At 64.5% G+C, this 19,361-nt stretch carries 15 protein-coding genes; 9 read left to right on the top strand and 6 right to left on the bottom strand.

The genetic code is table 11. The features are described from left to right. Nucleotides 1-61 precede the first annotated feature (61 nt). Nucleotides 62-475, bottom strand: a complete 414-nt coding sequence (locus tag QF040_RS15515; protein ID WP_307606271.1) for a nuclear transport factor 2 family protein — start codon at nt 473-475, stop codon at nt 62-64. A gap of 152 nt (nt 476-627) precedes the next feature. Here QF040_RS15515 and QF040_RS15510 point away from each other — a divergent pair, with 152 nt between their 5' ends. The 4 genes from QF040_RS15510 to QF040_RS15495 all read left to right on the top strand — a co-directional run bounded on the left by QF040_RS15510 (nt 628) and on the right by QF040_RS15495 (nt 5,896). Beyond that, complete coding sequence (locus QF040_RS15510) at nt 628-2,166, top strand: PLP-dependent aminotransferase family protein (protein ID WP_429611782.1); 1,539 nt, start codon at nt 628-630, stop codon at nt 2,164-2,166. 1,023 nt (nt 2,167-3,189) lie between these two features. Next, nucleotides 3,190-4,200, top strand: coding sequence for a taurine ABC transporter substrate-binding protein (tauA, locus tag QF040_RS15505; protein ID WP_306883249.1), 1,011 nt, complete (start codon nt 3,190-3,192; stop codon nt 4,198-4,200). 18 nt (nt 4,201-4,218) lie between these two features. Then, a complete protein-coding gene (locus tag QF040_RS15500; RefSeq protein WP_013542810.1) occupies nt 4,219-5,007 on the top strand; it encodes a taurine ABC transporter ATP-binding protein in 789 nt (262 codons plus the stop codon). Next, a complete protein-coding gene (locus QF040_RS15495) occupies nt 5,000-5,896 on the top strand; it encodes an ABC transporter permease subunit (RefSeq protein ID WP_429611781.1) in 897 nt (298 codons plus the stop codon). The genes QF040_RS15500 and QF040_RS15495 overlap by 8 nt, the downstream gene beginning before the upstream one ends. Here QF040_RS15495 and QF040_RS15490 read toward each other — a convergent pair. Next, on the bottom strand, nt 5,814-6,833 hold the full coding sequence (locus tag QF040_RS15490; RefSeq protein ID WP_307598220.1) for a LysR family transcriptional regulator: 1,020 nt from the start codon (nt 6,831-6,833) through the stop codon (nt 5,814-5,816). The two genes, QF040_RS15495 and QF040_RS15490, sit on opposite strands and share 83 nt — an antisense overlap. A 343-nt stretch (nt 6,834-7,176) precedes the next feature. Here QF040_RS15490 and QF040_RS15485 point away from each other — a divergent pair, with 343 nt between their 5' ends. Further along, nucleotides 7,177-7,479, top strand: a complete 303-nt coding sequence (locus tag QF040_RS15485; protein ID WP_429611780.1) for a hypothetical protein — start codon at nt 7,177-7,179, stop codon at nt 7,477-7,479. Nucleotides 7,480-7,605: 126 nt separating this feature from the next. Here the strand turns inward: QF040_RS15485 and QF040_RS15480 are convergent, their stop codons facing one another. Then, nucleotides 7,606-7,938 (bottom strand): hypothetical protein, encoded by a 333-nt coding sequence (locus QF040_RS15480; protein WP_429611779.1) that lies wholly within the window; start codon nt 7,936-7,938, stop codon nt 7,606-7,608. A gap of 8 nt (nt 7,939-7,946) precedes the next feature. Further along, on the bottom strand, nt 7,947-12,443 hold the full coding sequence (locus QF040_RS15475; protein ID WP_429611778.1) for an RHS repeat-associated core domain-containing protein: 4,497 nt from the start codon (nt 12,441-12,443) through the stop codon (nt 7,947-7,949). A 385-nt stretch (nt 12,444-12,828) separates the two neighbouring features. Here QF040_RS15475 and QF040_RS15470 point away from each other — a divergent pair, with 385 nt between their 5' ends. Genes QF040_RS15470 through QF040_RS15460 form a run of 3 tightly spaced genes read left to right on the top strand, consistent with a single transcriptional unit; the run spans nt 12,829 to nt 15,307 of the window. After that, a complete protein-coding gene (locus QF040_RS15470; protein WP_429611777.1) occupies nt 12,829-13,872 on the top strand; it encodes an SAM-dependent methyltransferase in 1,044 nt (347 codons plus the stop codon). Beyond that, nucleotides 13,869-14,675 (top strand): DUF1295 domain-containing protein, encoded by an 807-nt coding sequence (locus tag QF040_RS15465; RefSeq protein ID WP_429611776.1) that lies wholly within the window; start codon nt 13,869-13,871, stop codon nt 14,673-14,675. Before QF040_RS15470 ends, QF040_RS15465 begins: the two co-directional genes overlap by 4 nt. Further along, nucleotides 14,672-15,307, top strand: a complete 636-nt coding sequence (locus QF040_RS15460; RefSeq protein WP_429611775.1) for a DUF6134 family protein — start codon at nt 14,672-14,674, stop codon at nt 15,305-15,307. Before QF040_RS15465 ends, QF040_RS15460 begins: the two co-directional genes overlap by 4 nt. Nucleotides 15,308-15,316: 9 nt before the next feature. Here the strand turns inward: QF040_RS15460 and QF040_RS15455 are convergent, their stop codons facing one another. Further along, nucleotides 15,317-16,648, bottom strand: a complete 1,332-nt coding sequence (locus QF040_RS15455) for an MFS transporter (RefSeq protein WP_429611774.1) — start codon at nt 16,646-16,648, stop codon at nt 15,317-15,319. Between the two features lie 53 nt (nt 16,649-16,701). Next, nucleotides 16,702-18,327: a GMC family oxidoreductase gene (locus QF040_RS15450; protein ID WP_429611773.1), complete on the bottom strand. Its 1,626-nt coding sequence runs from the start codon at nt 18,325-18,327 to the stop codon at nt 16,702-16,704. A 117-nt stretch (nt 18,328-18,444) separates the two neighbouring features. Between QF040_RS15450 and QF040_RS15445 the strand changes: the two genes are divergently transcribed. After that, a complete protein-coding gene (locus QF040_RS15445; protein ID WP_429611772.1) occupies nt 18,445-19,260 on the top strand; it encodes an IclR family transcriptional regulator in 816 nt (271 codons plus the stop codon). Nucleotides 19,261-19,361 lie beyond the last annotated feature (101 nt).

Below are 19,361 nucleotides of genomic sequence, written 5' to 3'. Positions count from 1 at the left end.
GTCCCTGCTGCGATGGTCATGAGAGGGCTCCAGGTGAGGAAGGCAGGTCGTTGCCGCCCAGCTACTTCGCCGCGGGCAGGTTCGGCCGGGCCTTGCGGAACACGTTCTTCAGATGGATCTTTCCGTCCCTGAAGGTGAAGACGTCGATGCCGTCCGTCTCGATGCGGCTGCCGTCGGCGGCGGTGCCGGTGAAGGTCCATTGCGAGGTGCCGAAGTCGCCGTGCACGAAGTGCTGGCCGTTGACCCACTGCGCATCGGGCACCGCCTGCCAGGCGCCAGCGAAGGCCTTGCGCACCGCTTCCGTGCCCACGTGGCGGGCGCCGCAGGCGTCGGGTCCGGCGGCCGTCTGGAAGATGCAGTCCGGTGTCATGAAGCTCATCAGCGCGTCGATGTCGTGGCGGTTCCAGGCGTCGCTGAAGGCGGCGAGGGTGTCGGTGGTCACTGAGGAAGAAGATGAAGAGGGTTGGGCGGTCAAACGGAACTCCGGAGCGGAAATGAATGGCACAAGCGTAGGCAGCCGGGTGGCGGCGCGATAGGGCCAGATGGGGTGATTCGACCGAGCCAGAGCGCCATCGGGCATTGCCAGGGCACCACGAAGGGGGTGCCTGTCCTAAACTGCGGCGCACCATGCCTCCGAACCCGCGATCCACCCAGTGGGCGCAGCTTTTTGCGCTGCCCGACCAACCGGCGCTGCCGCTGCAGGCGCGTTTGCGAACCGCCGTGGTGCAGGCGATCCTCGAAGAGCACCTCGCGCCCGGCGCGCCGCTTCCTTCGTCGCGCGAACTGGCGGCGCTGCTCGGGCTGAGCCGAAACACCGTCACCTCGGCGTACCTGCAACTGATCGATGAAGGCTTTCTGGAAGCGCGCCCGCGCAGCGGCGTGTTTGTGGCGCACAACGCACGGCCGCTCACTGCGGTGCATGCCGAACCGCTGGTCGGCCGCAGCGGGCAGGCGAGCCAGCCGCCCGACTGGTCGGGCCGCGTGCTGCGCTCGCTGGTCGACAAGCCCACGCTCTCCAAGCCGGACAGGTGGCGCGACTACCCGTACCCCTTCGTCTACGGCAACTACGACCCGCAGTTATTTCCGACCGAAGACTTTCGCGAATGCTGCGCGCGCAGCCTGGCCCGATCGCAGTTGCCGCACTGGACGCCCGATTTCGAAACCGACGATGTGCCCGACCTCATCGAGCAGATCCGCACGCGCTTGTTGCCCAAGCGCGGCGTGTTCGCGCTGAAGGAAGAGATCCTCGTGACCATGGGTGCGCAGCACGCGTACTACCTTCTGGCCGAGGCGCTGTTCGACGAGCAGACGCGCGTGGGGCTGGAGGAGCCGGGCCACCCGCATGCGCGCAACAGCTTTTCGCTGCGGCAGCCCAAGTGGGTGGAGGTCGATGTCGATGAAGACGGGCTCGTGGTCGATGCGCTGCCCGCGGCCGACTACCTGTTCGTCACGCCCTCGCACCAGAGCCCTACGACTGCGACGCTGAGCCTGGAAAGACGGCAGTGGCTGCTGCGCAAGGCCGAGCTGCAGGACTTCGTGATCATCGAGGATGACTACGAGGCGGAGAACCTGTACGAAGGTGCGCCGATGCCTGCGTTGAAGAGTCTCGACAAGACGGGGCGGGTGATTTACGTGGGCTCGGTGTCGAAGAGCTTGTCGCCTGCTTTGCGGCTGGGGTTCATCGTGGCGCCTCGGGCGTTGATCAAGGAACTGCGCGTTATTCGGCATGCGATGGTTCGGCATCCGAGTGCGTTTTTGCAGCACGCGTATGCGCTGTTTCTTTCGCTGGGGCATCACGAGTCGCATGCGCGGCGGGTGAACCATGCGATGCAGGAGCGGCTGGCGATGGCGGCGCAGGCGCTGCGGGATCATTTGCCGGATTTTGAGTTCCGGCTGCCTTCTGGGGGGGCTTCGATCTGGGTTCAGGCGCCTACCTGGGTGGATGCGACGGAGCTGTCTCTCATGGCTCGGAGCCATGGGGTGCTTATTGAGGCTGGTGATGTGTTCTTTGCACGGCCGCCGTATCCATGTCCGTTCTTTCGGCTACGGCTTTCGTCCATTGCGGCTTCACAAATTCCGGCTGGTATCCGTGCGCTAGGGATGGCGGTTGAGGAGCTGGCTTTGGCGCGCGGCGAGAAGAGAACCGCTGGGTTTCGTACGCATTGATCTAGTTTTCTTTCCGAGGCCGGGTCTCGCCCCGGCGGGCGACTTACTTTCTTTTGCTTCGCCAAAAGAACGTAAGCAAAGAAAAGGCGACCCCACTGTCTGCGACCCCTGCGCTTCGCTACGGGGCAACCTGCGGTGCTCGCGGTTCGCGGGGTCTCGCAGAACTCGCCTTCGGCTCAAACAGCTGCGAGCCCTGATCCGCGAAACGCTGCGCTCCTCGGCGCAGCCAGAGGGGCTTGGATACCGAACGGGCCATTGCTTCGCTCGGCTTGGCAATCGGGCCATTGCTTCGCTCGGCCACCGTGCCCCCACCCCGGCCCTCCCCCGGGAGGGGAGGGAGAAAGACAAGACATGCGACACCGGGCCTGATGCATTGCTCCTTCCCCTTCCGGGGGAAGGCTGGGATGGGGGCACGATGGCGCTCGCTACACGGCAGCGCCTCATCAAGTGCCGCATGCCCCCACCCCAACCCTCCCCCGGAAGGGGAGGGGGCCAATCCGGACTCAGTGGGAGCAAAAGCTCGTCGCCGCAGAGAAAACCAACTCAAGCCGAGCAAAGCGAAGGCCCGAGAGCTGGCCGAGCGCAGCGATGGCGCGTTGGTCCCCCAAGCCCTTCTGTATGCGCCGAGGAGCGGAGCGTTTCGCGGATCAGGGCTCGCCCTTGTTTGAGCGAAGCGAGTTTGGGCGAGACCCCGCGAAACGTGAGCACCGCAGGTTGCCCGCAGCGAAGCGGAGGGTCGCAGACAGCAGGGTCGCCTTTCTTTTGCCTACCTTTCTTTGGCGAAGCAAAGAAAAGTAGGTCGCCTGCCGGGGCGAGACCCGGCCTCGGAAAGCAAAAGAAAGCAAGTAACTCAAAGCCCAGCCAGCGCCGCGGGGGCAGCAAGAACGCCCCGTCTGAGTGCCATATGCACCACAACAAGGGTATTCACGGACAAGCTGGCTCCATCCCCCCAACCTCGCTGGTACTTCCTGGCCGCACGCGTTAAGTGCAAAGTCGCTCCGATCACTCAATTGGAGAAACCCGATGACCACGTCCCGCCGTCTCCCCCTCCAACTCGCCATCCTGGCCGCCACCCTCACGCTCTGCGGCATCTCCTCCGCACAGCAAGCCAAGGAGGTCACCTTCGCCCACCAGGACATGCTGGTCCCCCTGCGCCTGGTCATGGAATCCGGCGAGGTCGAAAAGGCCACCGGCTACAAGATCAACTGGCGCATGTTCTCCGGCGGTGGCGACGTCATCCGCGCGATGGCTTCAGGCGACGTGCAGATGGGCGAGACCGGCTCCAGCCCGCTCACCGCGGCAGCCAGCCAGGGCCAGGACATCAAGCTCTTCTGGATCTCGGCGGACATCGCCAACGCCGAAGCGCTCATTGCCCGCAACGCGTCGGGCATCAACAGCATGAAGGACCTCGCGGGCAAGAAAGTGGCCACGCCCTTCGTCTCGACCGCGCATTACCAGCTCATGGCCGGCATGAAGATGGACGGCGTCGACCCGAAGAGCGTCAACGTGATGAACATGCGCCCGCCCGAGATCGCCGCCGCATGGGAGCGCGGCGACATCGACGCCACCTTCATCTGGGACCCGGTGCTCTCCAAGATCAAGGGCACGGGCAAGACCATCGCCACCTCGGGCAGCATCGGCAAGCGCGGCGCGCCGACCTTCGAGGGCATCGTCGTCAACGCCAAGTGGGCCGCGGCCAACGAGCCTTTCATGATCGCGTTCGTCAAAGCCCTGAACCGCGCCAACGAGGAATACAAGGCCACCGGCAAGAGCTGGACGCCCGATTCGCCGCAGACCAAGGCGATGGCCAAGTGGACCAAAGCCGACCCGAAGGACGTGGGCGCGGCCATGTCGCTCTACACCTTCCCGACCATGGCCGAGCAGGTCTCGCCCACGTGGCTGGGTGGTGGTGCGGCCAAGGCGATGGCGGGCACGGCGGCTTTCCTGAAAGAGCAGGGCCGCGTGCAGGAAGTCAAACCCGACTACGGCGCCTATGTGACCACCGTGTACGTCGACAAGGCGATGGGCAAGTAAGAGCGGGGCGCACATCCGATGCCCACGCTCGACATCCGCGACCTCACGGTCAACTACGCCGTCAAGGGCGGCACGCTGCAGGCGCTGGCGCCCGTCAACCTCACGATGCACGACGGCGATTTCGTCGTTGCGCTCGGTGCTTCGGGCTGCGGCAAGACGACGCTGCTCAACAGCATCGCGGGCTTCCTGCCGCCATCGACCGGCGAGATTCTTCTGGATGGCAAACCCGTCGTCGGCCCCGGTGCGGACCGCGGCGTGGTGTTCCAGAAGCACGCGCTCATGCCCTGGCTCAACGTGCGCGACAACGTGGCACTCGGCCTGCGCCTGGCCGGCACGGGCAAGGCCGAACGCGACCGCATCGCCGAAGACAAGCTCGCGCTCGTCGGCCTGCAGCAGTACGCGGACCGCGCGGTGTACGAACTCTCGGGCGGCATGCAGCAGCGCGTGGGCATTGCGCGCGCGCTGGCCAGCGACCCGGCCGTGCTGCTGATGGACGAGCCCATGGGCGCGCTCGATGCGTTCACGCGCGAGCAGGTGCAGGAGATATTGCTCAAGGCCTGGTCCAAGTCGAACAAGATGGTGTTCTTCATCACGCACTCGGTGGAAGAGGCGCTCTTTCTCGCGACGCGCCTCATCGTGATGAGCCCGAGCCCGGGGCGCATTTCGCACGTCTACGACAACGTGCCGTTCTCGCGCCAGTACCTCTCGCACGGCGATTCGCGCAAGGTGAAGTCGGAGCCCGAATTCATCCGCATGCGCGAAGAGGTCTTGTCGATCATTCACCATCGCGAGGCCGCCCATGCCTGAGGTCACCATCGCATCGCCCAACGCTGCTGCTGTTGTTGCCATGACGCCGCCTTCGAAACCCGCCGCATCGCCGCCGCCCGCGCCGGGCGCCAAGCTCAAGACCAGCGCCTTCAAGGTGCCGGGCGAGGGCTCCAGCGTCGTCATCAGCGTGGTCACCGTGGTGACGCTGGTCGCGCTGTGGTTCGTCGTCACGAACATGGGCTGGGTCAAGCCGCTCTTCTTGCCGACGCCGCAGGCCGTGTTCCAGCAGTTCTACGAATACCTCACGGGCCAGGCCAACGACAAGCCGCTGTGGCAGCACTTCCTCGCGAGCATGTTCCGCGTGTTCTCGGCGTTCTTCCTTGCGTGCGCCACCGCCATTCCGGTCGGCATTGCGATGGGCATGAGCCGCTTCTGGCGCGGCATCTTCGATCCGCCGCTGGAGTTCTATCGGCCGCTGCCGCCGCTCGCGTATTTGCCGCTCATCATCATCTGGTTCGGCATCGACGAGCTGCCCAAGGTGCTGCTGATCTTTTTGAGCTGCTTCGCACCGCTGGCCCTCGCCGCGCGCTCTGGCATGCGGAGCGCCTCACAGGAGCAGATCAACGCCGCGTACTCCATGGGCGCGAGCTACATGCAGGTGATCCGCCACGTCATCCTGCCCTCGGCGCTGCCCGACATCCTCGTGGGCATGCGCATCGCCATCGGCTTCGGCTGGACCACGCTGGTGGCCGCCGAGATGGTCGCGGCCAACATGGGCCTGGGTCAGATGGTGCTGAACGCGTCGAACTTTTTGCGCACCGACATCGTCATCATGGGCATCATCGTCATTGGCGTGGTGGCGTATCTGTTCGACCTGCTGATGCGGTGGCTCGAGCGACGTCTCGTGCCCTGGAAAGGGCGCATGTAACCGGGGGCGAGACCGGTGACGCCGGTGGCGATGCCGGCATCGTGGGCGGGTCGCCCAGCGGCTCCATCGACTTCTCCAGGAAGTCGAGCATCGCCCGCATCGCCGCGCTGTTGTGGCGGCGCTGCGAATAGGCCGCATACAGCCAGTGGTCGCGCGGCATGTGCTCGCGCAGCACCGGCACCAGCGCCCCGCGCTCCAGGTGCGATTGCGCCAGCGGCTCCGGCACATAGGCCACACCCACGCCGCGCAGCGCCAGCTCGATGAGCGCCATCGCGTCGTTGGCCTCCATGCGGCTGTGAACCGCCACCTCGTGCGGCCTGCCCTCGGTCTCGAAGGGCAGGTGCGTGGTCGGCATCGACGCATAGCTCAGGATGTCGTGACGGCCCACGTCCTCGGGCACCTGCGGAATGCCGCGCCGCGCCCAATAGGCCGGCGAGGCGCACACCACCATGTCGTACTGCACCAGCCGGCGCACGATCAGGTTCATGTCGTCGATGCGCCCACCCGTCAGGTGGATGTCGATGCCTTCCTCGATCAGATCGATGTCGCGGTTGGTGAACACCAGGCTCACGTACACGTCGGGATAGAGGTTGATGAATGCGGCCATCACATCCGAGAGCCAACCCGCGATCATCCCGTTCGGCGCGCTCATGCGCAGGCGACCCTTGGGGTGCGAGCCGTGCGCCTGCAGGTCGTTGAGCGTGTTCTCGGCCATCGCCACCAGCTCGGTGCTGCGGTCCAGCAGCACCTGCCCGGCATCGGTGAGGCTCAGCGAACGGGTGGAGCGGTTCAGGAGCCGCACGCCGCTGCGCGTTTCGAGCTCGGCCACATAGCGGCTGACCGTGGCCTTGGACATGCCGAGCGAATCGGCGGCGCGGGAGAAGCTGCGGCGGAAGGCAACTTCGCGGAAGGTTTTGATGAGGTCGAGGCCGTCCATGGTGGGGCATTGTTCCAGCATCGGGGGAGGGGCCATGGACAGTAGGGGCATCCCCGGTTGACGGGGGCGAATGACGAGTACTGCGTGGCTATACTGCGCCGGTCATGTCAGAAAAAGGCGTGACCGGGATTGGACTCCTGAAGCATCTCTGCGACGAAAGCCGCAGTCACCCGCAAGGTCTGCGGCTTTGTCATTCGTGCCCCCAGTTTTGGCGGCTCGACGGGCGGGCGCAAGCCCGGCCGGTTCTCGCAAGAGGTGCCCGGTAGTCCAACCCGTCGAGCTGCCGCCCCGTTTGGACTCGGAGGCGGCGGTTTCTGCAAACCGCACCTCTTGGAGGCCATACATGGCTCACGCTCCCTCGTTCCCCGAATCTTCTGAAACTCCCAGCGCAGGATTGCTCGCGCTGCGGGCTTGCGATGACATCGACAGTCTTCGTGTTGTGCAGCGCGCATATGCGTGCCTCGAAAAACTCATCGGTCCTCCGCACCCGAACGATGCGGAAGAGATTTATCCGAATCGCACGGAGTTCAGTGCGTTGATGGGGTTGATCAATGAGGAGTTGCAACGACGGATTGAGTCGGTCGATGCCACGATGCAATCACTGCATGTTGCCTTGAGCGGAGGCGGTGCGAAGACTGCCCCTTGAGCGCGAGGTATCGCCATCGAAGGCTCTTGGCCGATTTCATGCACCAACTCTCGTCCGGGAAGTGGGCGGCTTTGAGGTCACGGACTGTGACCTCAAGGCTTGACTAAGAAAATCAGAACCTGAGTTTTACTCTAGCTGGGGGTAGGCCTCCGGAAATTGCTCCAACTCAATCAGGCGCACAGCCCAAGCGCGAATCCGACCTCTCCATGCCATCCAGTATTCGCCGCTATCTCTAAGTTCCTCTGCAGTGGATGGGTCCTGAGGCGTCACAGTGATTCCCTGGATCGCCCACTCGTTCAGCGGTTCAAAAGCGAAAGTTTTTTCAGCCTTTTTTATCGTGAGCCTGCCAATCGGCTGCCATTCACCCTCTGGGTTGAAGTCCAGCGAAACCACTAGATAGCTGACAACTGTCTCGTCCTCAGCGTCCTTCTTCAGAAGCATGTGGGTAGTAAAAGCCATGTTTCACTCTACCAATCTTTTCCAAAGACACTTCGATTTCTGAAAACAACATCTGGGTGATACAGGTCCTTTTCTCGATTTTGCTGATTGCGCAGCACTTGCTCGTGGCTCTGTTTTTGTATTTTCAATGCATCTTCGAGCGGGAGCTTGCGAGCAGGCCTGCATAGATCAGCTTCTGCCATCTCATGCCGATAGAACGCAACATCCCATGGGCTTTCTTCACCCCGGCGCAGACGGTCTAGCATCTCTCGATTTGGAGCATCAAATGGGTCCTTATCGAAGTCCGCTCCTTGAATGCCCGAGAGCCATCGCAAGTGGCCTTCAACCGTTGGTAGCCCGAGATACTCGGCGAGTCCCAACGGATCGCTGTACCGAAGAGGATTTGCACCAACGTACCCGAATCTGTTCCACCCGCCACCAAGCCCAATCGGATCAGGCTGGCTGTATCTCCCGGTCCTCGCGTCATAGCTGCGGAAGTAGTTGTAGAACAACCCCGATTCCTCATCCGCATACTGCCCCGGATACCTCAGGTTGAACTTCACCTCCGAGATGCCCGTCGTGCCCGGATTCGGCGTCACTTCCAGATTCGCAAACCGGTTCTTCGCCACCGTCGGCTTGTCTTCCCCGAACGCGCTGTAGCTCCACTGCCAGACTGCTTGCCCGCTCGCGTTCGTGAGCTTGCGCGGCGTGTTCAGGTGATCGCTGTGCACCGCATACGTGGCGCCGTCGATCACCGCCGCAATCGGCATCGGCCCGTTGGCCGTGGGCAGGTAGATGTACTGGCTCTGCCCCGCGCTGTTCGTGCCGCCGCTGCCCACCTCCGCAATGAGGGTGCCCTGCTCGTCGTAGACATACGCATAGCCCAGTTGCTCGGCCTGTGTCGTGCTCGGGCTCCACAGTTTGGTGAAGAACGCGATCAGGCTCTGCATGAAGCCCGGGTCGGCCTCGTCGCCCTGGCTGGGCGGGTACAGCGGCTCGGTCTTGAAGACGCGCTGGCCCAGCGCGTTATGCGCGTAGCGCGTGGTCGGGCTGGTATCGGTGGCGCCGGTGGTGGAGGCGGCCAGGCGCCCTTCGGCGTCGTAGGTGTAGCTGCGCAGGCCGTCGGTGAGGAGGTCGCCGTTGGCGTTGTAGGCGTAGGTGACGCTGGTGTTGCTCGCGCCGTTGATGCTCTGGGTGAAGCCCGCAAGGCGATTGCTCGTGGCGCCCACCGTGTAGGTGCGGCTGGTGCTCAGGCTGCCGAGCATGCGCGTGCTGCTCGAGCGGTTGCCGTTGGCGTCGTAGCCGAAGCCGGCGGTGTTGCCGGTGGCGTTGAAGCCGGTGATGCGGCCCACCGCGTTGTAGCCAACGGTCCAGGTGACGTTGCCGCTGCCGATGGTGTTGTGCGTGGGATCGGCGTCGCCGGGCTGGTAGAGGTTCTGCGTGAGGCTGGTGATGCGGCCGGCGGCGTCGTAGACGTAGCTGCTGAACTCGGTGGTGGTCAGGCGGCCCGCGGTGTCGTAGACGCGGTAGGCCGCGAGGCCCGGGCTCGGAGTGAAGGCCCAGGTCCAGGCGATGGGTTGGCCCAGCGGGTTCCAGGCGACGTTGGTGACGAGCGGCGTGCCGTTCAGGCTCAGGCCCGTGAGGCGGCCGGTGCTGTCGTACAGGTGCGTGAGCGTCGGGCCGGCGGGATAGATGATCGCCGCCAGCGTGCCGTTGGCGTTGTACTCGTACTTGACCTGCTGCACGTTGCCCGTACTTGCGCCTGTCGCCAGGGTCTGCTTCTTCAAGGTCACGCGGCCGAAGGCATCGCGGGTGTACTCGGTGGTGCCGCTGCGGTCGATGATCTCGGAGAGATAACCCTTGCTGTTGGTCGTGAGGTCGTAGCGCAGCGTGGTGGTCTTGCCGTCGGCGAAGACGAGGCCGGTGGGGCGGCCCAATGCGTCGCGCGTGATCGTCGTCGCCTGGCCGAGCGCATCGGTGATCTGGCTGGGGAGGCCGAGGTTGTCGTACTGGGTGCTGGCGGTGCCGATGTCGGTGCTGGCTTCGGCAGTGGCGTTGCCTTGGGCGTCGCGGGCGTAGGTGGTGGCCACGCCCTTGAAGTCCTTCGCTTCGGTGACGGCGTCCAGGGCGTTGTACTTCAGCGTGGCCGTTGCGTTGGCCGCATCGGTCACGGCCTTGACGCGGCGCAGGCCGTCGAGGCCGTACTGGGTGCTTTGGTTCAGGCCATTGGTTGCGGTGATCAGCTCGCCGTTGGCGTCGTAGCCGAAGGAGCTGGCCTGGTTCGGGCCTTCGGTATTGGCGCTGAGGCGGTTGATGTTGTTGATGGTCCGCGCCGTGTTCCACGCGATGTTGCCGGCGCTGTCCTTGATCTGCTCGGCCGTGCGGTTGCCCATGCCGTCGAGGGTGTAGGTGCCGGACTCGCCGCGGTTGTTGCTCCAGCCCGTCAAACGATGTGCCGCGTCGTAGGTGTAGGTGAGCACGAGGCCGGTGGGCAGCGTGATGGTCTCGACGGTGCCGTAGGGCTTGTAGGTGAGGGTGGTGGTTCGGGCACCGATGGTTTGGGTCAGCAGGCGGTCGCGCGGGTCGTAGGTGTAGGTGGTGGTGAGGCCGTTGGGGGCAGTGGTGCTTGCTACGCGGTTGGCGGTGTCGTAGGTGTAGGTGGTGACGTGGCCGAGGGCGTTGGTTGAGGTGAGGGCGTTGCCTCGTGTGTCGTAGGTGTAGCTTGTGACTGCGCCGTTGGGCTCAATCGACGTGTTCACGAGGCTTCGAGCGTCGTAGGTCCACTGCCAGAGTTGGGCCTTGCTGGTGGCTGTGTCTGTGACGGTCTTCGACAGGGTGTTGCCGAAGGCGTCGTAGGTGTAGGCGGTGGTGCGGCCGGGCTCTGTGACCAATGCAGGCAGGCTGAAGGTGGGGTGCCACTGGGTGGTGACGGTCCGGGCATCGGGTGTGCCGGAGGTATAGGCCACGGACGTGGGCAGGCGACGGGCGGTATCCCAGGTTGTGGTGGTCACCGCGCCGTTGAAGTCGGTCTCGGAGGTGATCAAGCCGTTGGCGTTCTGCACACGACTGGCTGCATCGCTCTTGCCCTCGCCCGAAGGCAATGAGCCTCCAGTAACGGCGAGTTTGCCCATCGTAGTGCCGTAGCTGTAGTTGCGGCTTGTGCCCAACGGATCGACAACCGTGGCGGAAGTTGTGGATGGATAGCTCACCTGATAGCTACTGACAGAGCCGGCGAGTTGTGTGCTGATTGCGCGGCCCGTACTGTCGAATGCAAACGTGCCCCAGCGAACACCGGCCTCATCGAAGATGCCTGTCAGCGCTTGAGGGAACGATGCGTTCTCGTAGACGAAGCTGCGGGCCTTGCCGTCGGGGTACAGAACCGAGGACAGACGGCCGGTGCCGTCGTAGCCATAGACGATGACGCGCGCATCGGGGGCGGTGACAGTGACCAGTTGACCAGAACCGTTGTACGAAAAGACGAGAGTGCGCCCGAAACCATTCGTGACGGAGGCCAGTTGGCCGGCGCCGTTGTATGTGTAGGCGGTGGCCCAACCGTTGCGGTTCGCTTCGGTTTGCAACTTGCCGGAGCCGTCGAAACTGAGTGCGGTGTCGTCATCGGCGCGGTGGTAGCTCCAGGTGCCGGAGGAGAGTTGCACCAACGTGTCAGCGCTGTTGCTGGCAGTCCAGGTGGTGGCGCCCGCTAGCTTGCCAAAGGTGCGTACGTACCCTTCGCCAGTGGTGATGGCTACGCCCAAAGGAGCCGTGCTGGGCGTGGCAACTAGCTTGGTGCTGAAGTTGTGCGACCAGACTTGGCCGAGTGGATTGCCGACCCGGGCCGGATCGCTGGCCCAGTTGCTGTGGTAAGTACGCGTGAAGGACAAGGCCTCGGGGCCGGAGTCGGACCAGTCGATTTCGGAGCGGTATTTTTCGCCGGTGACGGGAAGAATTGGAGTTGCGGTGCTTGCGCCATCTACCCACGAGGCTGAAGCAGGAATTCTGCAGATACGCGCAGGCTCCGGGTTAGTCGCGATGCAAACCGCATTCGTCGCATCCTCCTGAAAACCTCTCTTGCAGCTACACACGCTGCCAGCCTGAATAGTGTTTTCGGGGCACAGGAAAAAAGTGTTCAGAGGAACGAACCACGTAAAAGTCCCGCTCCCACTAGCTGGGAATCTCGTGGCTGTTGCGGTGCAGTGAACTCCGTCATTTGTGAGCGGCGTCAACGTTGCAACGCTAGTGATTCGTGGATCGCCAACGAAAACAGAGCCCGCTGCGCACGTGGCCGACCATGAATCAAAAGCCCCTGAAGTTGTTCCATCGGGCCAGCTGGTCTTGTAGACGCGCTTCGCATCAAAGCCGTATCCACAGGTACAAAAGCTGGCGAGGAGGAGCAAGGTAAGAAAGAACCGTTCGAACTTCCAGTTAGTCGGCCTTTGCGAAAGACAACTCGGGACCCAGTTTTTTTTTGTGCTTCTCGCAACAGCTCCCGGGTACTGCAGCCGTTGGAGCTTCTTCAGATCTCTCATTGCACCCACCCCTCATGCCTTTTCATTTACGTGTCTGAGCATCGACAGCTCGCTCTTCGCGAACTGCGGCAGTCAGCATTTCTTAAACAATCAACCACCCCCTCAGGTGATTGCGTGTCGCAAAACAGCGAACCCGTCCAAGTCGTTTCAGGCTAGTCGAAAGGCTACATGCAGACAACGACAGATGGATGATCCGGGAGCGTTGATGAAGAAATGGCGACTAAAAGTACTCACTAGATTGACGGTGTTGTGGTCGATAGGCGACTGCATTTCCTGTCAACGCGCTAGCGTCGGAGGCCAGAGCCTCATCCAAAAGAGTTCTACCTGCGTACATCCCTCAACAGCACCCGTCCCGACGTGCCCGTGTCCCCGAGGAGAACCGCTCATGCCCCAAGACCTCACCTCCGCCCTCCACTGGGTAGAAAAAGGCCTAGTCCCCGACCCCTTCATCCGCCGAGGCATCCGCCGCCTCCTCAAGGCGCGCCTGACCGAGCTCCACGCCGGCAACCCCCTCGCGACAGCCGACCTGACCCAAGCCTTCCTCACCCAGATGCGCTCCGCCCACCTGGCCCCGCTCCCGGAGAAGGCCAACGAACAACACTACGAAGTCCCCGCCGCCTTCTTCGGTGAGGTTCTGGGAAACCACCGCAAATACAGCAGCTGCTACTGGCCCGAAGGCACCCACACCCTCGAGCAAGCCGAATCCGCCGCCCTCACAGCCACCTGCGAACGCGCCGGCCTCGTCGACGGCCAGGACGTCATGGAACTGGGCTGCGGCTGGGGCTCCCTCACCCTCTGGATGGCCGCGAACTACCCGAACAGCCGCATCACGGCCCTCTCCAACTCCAACTCCCAACGCGAATACATCGAAGCCCAGGCCACACAACGCGGCCTCGCCAACGTCCGCGTGCTCACCCGCGACATCAACGCCTTCGACACCGAAGAGCGCTTCGACCGCATCGTCTCCGTCGAGATGTTCGAGCACCTGCGCAATTGGCCCCAAGCCTTCGCCAATGTCGCGCGCTGGCTCAAGCCGGAGGGCCGTTTCTTCATGCACGTCTTCGCGCACCGCGAGGCGCCGTACCCGTTCGAGGTGCGCGATGCGAGCGACTGGATGAGCAAGTACTTCTTCTCCGGCGGCATGATGCCCAGCGACGATCTCGCGCTGCACTACCAGGACGACCTGCGCCTCCTGCGCCGCTGGCGTTGGGAGGGCAGCCACTACCAGCGCACGGCCGAGGCGTGGCTGCGCAACATGGACGCGCGCCGCGAGCAACTGCGTCCGCTGTTCCAGGCCACCTACGGCGCGGAGGCCAACGTGTGGTGGACGCGCTGGCGGCTGTTCTTCATGTCGGTGGCGGAGCTGTTCGGCTTTGATGGCGGACAGCGCTGGTGGGTGAGTCACTACCTCTTCGAGCGCCGCGCATGACGACAGGGGGAGTGACTGGCATCGCATTCGCAGGACTCGCATGGACCGCACTGGTCGTGCTGCTCACCTGGCTCGCCAGCCTCGTGCGCCATGACGTGAGCCTGGTCGATCGCGTCTGGTCCGTCTGCATCGTCGGCGCAGGGCTCGTCTATTTCGTGCTGCTGCCGGGCCACACGCCGCGCGGCCTGTGCATGGCGGTGCTGGGCACGGCGTGGGCGGTGCGGCTTTGCCTCTACATCACCTGGCGCAACTGGGGGCACGGCGAAGACCGCCGCTACCAGGCGATGCGCGCACGCAACCAGCCGGGCTTTGCATGGAAGAGCCTGTACCTCGTGTTCGCGCTGCAGGCGGTGCTCGCGTGGATCGTCTCCGCACCGTTCCTGCCCGGCATGGCGGCGGTGCAGCCGATGAGTTTCATCGACCTCGCCGGCATCGTGCTCGCGCTGTTCGGGCTTTTCTTCGAGGCCATCGGCGATGCGCAGATGGCGCGCTTCAAGGCCGACCGCGCGAACGAAGGCAAGGTGATGGACCGCGGCCTCTGGCGCTACACGCGCCACCCCAACTACTTCGGCGAGGCCTGCGTCTGGTGGGGGCTGTGGCTCATCGCCATCGGCGGCGCGGGCTGGAGTGGCGCGTGGACCGTCATCTCGCCGCTGCTCATGACCTGGCTGCTGCTGAAGGTCTCCGGCGTGCGCATGCTCGAAGAAGACATCGGCGAGCGCCGCCCCGCTTATCGCGACTACATCGCACGCACCAATGCCTTCGTGCCGGGGCCAGTGCGCAACAACCGGAATCGCTCATGAGAAAAACGCTCTTCGTGCTGGCCGCCCTGTGGTGCGGCGCTGCTTCGGCCGCCGGCCCCGCGAGCGGCGAATGGAATTTTCGCGTGCTGCTCGACGACTCGCCCATCGGTGAGCACCGCTTCGCGCTCGCGCCCAACGGCGAAGAGCGCAAGCTGACGAGCGAGGCGCAGTTCGCGGTCAAGCTGCTGGGCGTCACGGTCTATCGCTACAGGCATTCGGCGACCGAGCAATGGCGCGGCGATTGCCTGCGCCATCTCGCCTCGAAGACCGACGACGACGGCACCCCCGAGAAGGTGGACGCCGGCGCGACCGGCGACAACGCGGTCACGGTCACCACGGCCAAGGGCACGCAGTCGATCGACGGCTGCGTGATGAGCTTCGCCTACTGGAACCCGGCACTCCGAAAGCAGGAGCGCCTGCTCAATTCGCAAAGCGGCAAGCTCGAAGCGGTGCAGGTGAGCCGCGCAGGCAGCGGCACGGTGGAGGTGCGCGGCCAGCAGGTCGCGGCCACGCGCTGGCGCATCGCCACGCCGGCGCAGCCGATCGACATCTGGTACTCGCCGGATGGAGAGTGGATCGGCCTCGACTCCACCGTGAGCGGCGGCCGCAAGCTCAGTTACCGGCTGAAGTAGAGCGCCGCCTCAGCGCGAAGCGGTGACAACGGGCGCATCCGCCGTATCGACCGCATCCGCCGGCGACGGGCTGCGCCCGATCATCCACGCGCACAGCGCCGACACCACGCCCGCGAACAGCACGTATATGCAGATCTGCCACGGCTCGCCGCCGCCTGATTTGAGCAGCGCGGTCGCGATGATCGGCGTGATGCCCGAGGCGAAGATGCCCGAGAACTGGTAGACGAAGCTGATGCCCGTGTAGCGGACCTTCGCATCGAACAGGTCGCAGAACAGGGCGGCTTCTGGTCCGTACACCGAGGCATACAGGATGCCGAAGGGCACGATGATCGCGAGCCACACCAGCAGCACGTTGCCCCCGCTGTGCGTCATGAGCCAGAAGCCCGGAAACGCCGACACCGCGGTGATGAGCGATCCCCACATGTAGACCTTGCCGCGTCCCACCTTGTCGGACATGCGGCCGAAGAAGGGGATGAAGAAGATCATCACCACCGCTGCCGCCATCACGCCCAGCAGCGCGTCGGTGCGGCTGATCTTGATGGTGCTGGTGAGGTAGTTGATCGAGAACACGCCGAAGATGTTGAAGAACACGCCGTCGATGTAGCGCGCGCCCATGCCCTTCAACACATTGCCCGGGTAGCGGCGCAGCATGTCCATGAACGGAATGCGCAGCTCGGCGTTGCGCGCCTTCACCGCCGCGAACTCGGGGGTTTCCTGCACGTGCAGGCGGATGTACATGCCCACCAGCACCATCACGCCGGAAATCAGGAACGCGATGCGCCAGCCCCACGACATGAACTGCTCGTCGGTGAGCAGCGACGACAGCAGCGCCACCACGCCCGAGGCTAGGCAGAGGCCAATGGCCAGCCCGATCTGCGGCAGCGATGCGTAGAAGCCGCGTTTGTCCTTCGGCGCGTATTCGTACGCCATGAGCACCGCGCCGCCCCATTCGCCGCCAAGGCCGATGCCCTGTGCCACGCGAAGCAGCAGCAACAGCACGGGTGCCGCGATGCCGATCTGCGCATAGGTGGGCACGAGGCCGATGAGGAAGGTGGCCACGCCCATGATCATCAGCGTGATGATGAGCATGCTCTTGCGGCCGATCTTGTCGCCGAAGTGGCCGAAGATCACACCGCCCAAAGGCCGCGTGACGAAGCCCACCGCGAAGGTGGTGTAGGCCAGCAGCACCGACACCACCGGGTCGCTGCCCGGAAAGTACAGCTTGCTGAACACGATGCCGGCCACCACGCCGTACAAAAAGAAGTCGTACCACTCGATGGTGGCGCCCACCAGGGCGGAGATGACCACCCTGCGAATCGCTTTCTCGTCGGTTGCGCTCATGTGTTTGTCTCCAATGCGTTGTTGTATGCGGCGGCCTCTTCGGGCCTTCGATATCAGGAACCCTTGGCGTCCTCTCTGATCATGTCGACGGCCTTCTCGGCCATCATCACGGCGGGTGCGTTGGTGTTGCCGGACACCAGCGTCGGCATCGCCGAGCAATCGATGACGCGCAGGCCCGCGATGCCGTGCACGCGAAGGCGCGCATCGACGACGGCGAGCGCGTCGCTGCCCATGCGGCAGGTGCCGGTGGGGTGGAAGATGGTGGCGCCGTTGTTGCGGCAGAACTCGAGCAGGTCTTCGTCGCTCGCTGCCGTGGGGCCGGGCTTCACTTCGCGCTTCACGTAGGGGCGCATCGCGGGCGCATCGGCAATGGCGCGCGCGGCCTTGACGCCGGCCACGGTGGTCGCGCGATCAAGCTCGGTGGCCAGGTAGTTGGGCTGCATCTCGGGCGGCTCGGCCGCATCGAGCGAACGGATGCGGATGTGCCCGCGCGACTCGGGCCTCAGCTGGCACACCGACATCGTGAAGCCCGAGTACGGATGCACCTTGCCGCCGGCCATGTCGGCCGAAAGCGTAGCGACGTGAAACTGGATGTCGGGCGTGGCGGCCACGGGTTGGCCGTGTTCATCCTTCAGCGCGCGCATGAAGCAGCCGCCCTGGTTGATGCCCACGGCCAGCGGGCCGGTGCGGTGCATCAGCCACTCCATGCCCATGCCGATCTGGCCCGACCAGGCGTTGAGCTGGTCGTTGGTGGTGATGGGTTTCGTGCACTCGTAGCCGAGGCGGATCTGCAGGTGGTCTTGCAGGTTCTCGCCGACGCCGGGCAGGTCGTGGACGACGGGAATGCCCAGGCGATCGAGCAGCGCGCGCGGCCCGATGCCCGAGAGCTGCAGCAGCTGCGGCGACTGGATCGAGCCTGCCGAGAGCAGCACCTCGGCGCGGCAGCGCGCGGTCTTCAATTCACCGCCTTGCCGGTAGGTGATGCCGACGGCGCGGCGGCCTTCGAACACGAGCTTGCTCGCGAGCGCTTCCGTCTCGATGCACAGGTTGGGGCGGTGCTTCGCGGGGGTGAGGTAAGCCTTGGCGGTGCTGCAGCGCCAGCCCTTGTAGGTCGTCAGCTGGTAGTAGCCCGCGCCTTCTTGCGCGGCGCCGTTGAAGTCCTCGGTGCGCGGCACGCCGGTCTGCCGCGCGCCGTCGATGAAGGCTTCGATGAGTTCGTGCTTCGCTGCGATGTCCGACACCTTGAGCGGCCCGTCGCCGCCATGGAAGGCATCGCCGCCGCGCTGGTTGCCTTCGGACCTGATGAAGTAGGGCAGCACGTCGTCGTAGCCCCAGCCGGCGTTGCCGAGCGCGGCCCAGTGGTCGTAGTCCTCGCGTTGGCCGCGGATGTAGATGAGGCCGTTGATCGCGCTCGATCCGCCCAGCGTCTTGCCGCGGGGCCAGTAGATGCGGCGGCCGTTCATGTTCGGGTCGGGGTCGGTCTCGAAGCGCCAGTTGTAGGTGGGGCTCCACATGGTCTTGCCATAGCCGATGGGCAGATGAATCCAGAGCGACCGGTCGCGCGGCCCGGCTTCGAGCAGCAGCACCCGCGTGGCGGGGTCTTCGCTCAGCCGGCCGGCCAGCACGCAGCCGGCCGATCCGGCGCCGACGACGATGTAGTCGAACTCTTCATCACGCATGCTTGGCACCGCTTGGCATCACTTGGCATTCGGGGAGTGGAACAATCGCTTCCGATCCGCCGCATCCTAGGTTATTGTTTTTCGGAACGCAATGTTCCATTTTTAAGGTTTACCCGCATGCCACGAGCCGCGCGCGCGCCTGCTGAAGTGATTCCCGCCGTTCCTGACGCCCCGCTTGTCGAGGAGTCGGCCTCCGGTTCGTCCGCCGAGCGCAGCCTGCGCTTGCTGGCGCTGTTGGCCAATGAAGGCCGGGCGCTGACGCTTGCCGAGTTGGCCGCGCAGCTCGGGCTGCCCAAGGGCACAGCACACCGCATCTGCACGCAGTTGCTGACGACGGGGTTCCTCGCGCGCGATGTGGACGAGCGCTCGTTCAGCGTGGGCCCGGCGTTGCGCAAGCTCGCCTTCGACACGCTGAACCACGGCGTGGTGCGGGGGCTGCGGCACGAGGTGCTGTCGGAGCTCGTGCGCAAGGTGGGCGAGACCTGCAACCTGACGACGCTCGACGGCGCGCAGGTGCTGTACCTCGACCGTGTCGAGGCGCAGTGGCCGCTGCGGTTGACGCTCGATGTGGGCTCGCATGTGCCGCTGCATTGCACCGCGAGCGGCAAGCTCTTTCTCGCGCTGATGCCGAAAAAGGCGCGCGACGTGCTCGTCGACAACCTGCCGCTAGAGCGCATGACGGCGAACACGATCACCAAGGCCGATGCGCTGCGCGCCGAGTGCGACGAGATCGCGAAGCGCGGCTACTCGCGTGATCGTGAGGAGTTCATCGCGGGGCTGGTGGCGGTGGCTGTGCCGGTGCGCGACGCGGCGGGTGAAGTGCGCGCGGCGCTGGCGGTGCATGCGCCGACGGCGCGGATGTCGATGGAGGATGCGGTCAAGCGCATCGATGCGTTGAAGGCTGCGGCGGGGAAGATGAGCGGGTTGCTCTGAAGGTTCTTGTTCGCGCTGTGTTCAGGGCGTGCGCACAGGCCACCGGGTACTCCCCTCCGCGAATGTCCTCCGGCCTGCGGCCTCCCCCTTGATTTCGCTGC

Origin of the sequence: Variovorax sp. W2I14 (genome assembly GCF_050435205.1) — a bacterium.
Lineage (GTDB): Bacteria > Pseudomonadota > Gammaproteobacteria > Burkholderiales > Burkholderiaceae_C > Variovorax > Variovorax paradoxus_C.
Note: the sequence above shows the minus strand (reverse complement) of the source record. Positions and strands in the feature narration are given on the sequence as shown.

Coding starts and splice junctions, on each gene's coding strand:
- QF040_RS15480 (WP_429611779.1), bottom strand. CDS start 7,938: ATGGCTTTTACTACCCACATGCTTCTGAAGAAGGACGCTGAGGACGAG.
- tauA (WP_306883249.1), top strand. CDS start 3,190: ATGACCACGTCCCGCCGTCTCCCCCTCCAACTCGCCATCCTGGCCGCC.
- QF040_RS15465 (WP_429611776.1), top strand. CDS start 13,869: ATGACGACAGGGGGAGTGACTGGCATCGCATTCGCAGGACTCGCATGG.
- QF040_RS15445 (WP_429611772.1), top strand. CDS start 18,445: ATGCCACGAGCCGCGCGCGCGCCTGCTGAAGTGATTCCCGCCGTTCCT.
- QF040_RS15470 (WP_429611777.1), top strand. CDS start 12,829: ATGCCCCAAGACCTCACCTCCGCCCTCCACTGGGTAGAAAAAGGCCTA.
- QF040_RS15495 (WP_429611781.1), top strand. CDS start 5,000: ATGCCTGAGGTCACCATCGCATCGCCCAACGCTGCTGCTGTTGTTGCC.
- QF040_RS15460 (WP_429611775.1), top strand. CDS start 14,672: ATGAGAAAAACGCTCTTCGTGCTGGCCGCCCTGTGGTGCGGCGCTGCT.
- QF040_RS15455 (WP_429611774.1), bottom strand. CDS start 16,648: ATGAGCGCAACCGACGAGAAAGCGATTCGCAGGGTGGTCATCTCCGCC.
- QF040_RS15485 (WP_429611780.1), top strand. CDS start 7,177: ATGGCTCACGCTCCCTCGTTCCCCGAATCTTCTGAAACTCCCAGCGCA.
- QF040_RS15490 (WP_307598220.1), bottom strand. CDS start 6,833: ATGGACGGCCTCGACCTCATCAAAACCTTCCGCGAAGTTGCCTTCCGC.
- QF040_RS15510 (WP_429611782.1), top strand. CDS start 628: ATGCCTCCGAACCCGCGATCCACCCAGTGGGCGCAGCTTTTTGCGCTG.
- QF040_RS15500 (WP_013542810.1), top strand. CDS start 4,219: ATGCCCACGCTCGACATCCGCGACCTCACGGTCAACTACGCCGTCAAG.
- QF040_RS15450 (WP_429611773.1), bottom strand. CDS start 18,327: ATGCGTGATGAAGAGTTCGACTACATCGTCGTCGGCGCCGGATCGGCC.
- QF040_RS15475 (WP_429611778.1), bottom strand. CDS start 12,443: ATGAGAGATCTGAAGAAGCTCCAACGGCTGCAGTACCCGGGAGCTGTT.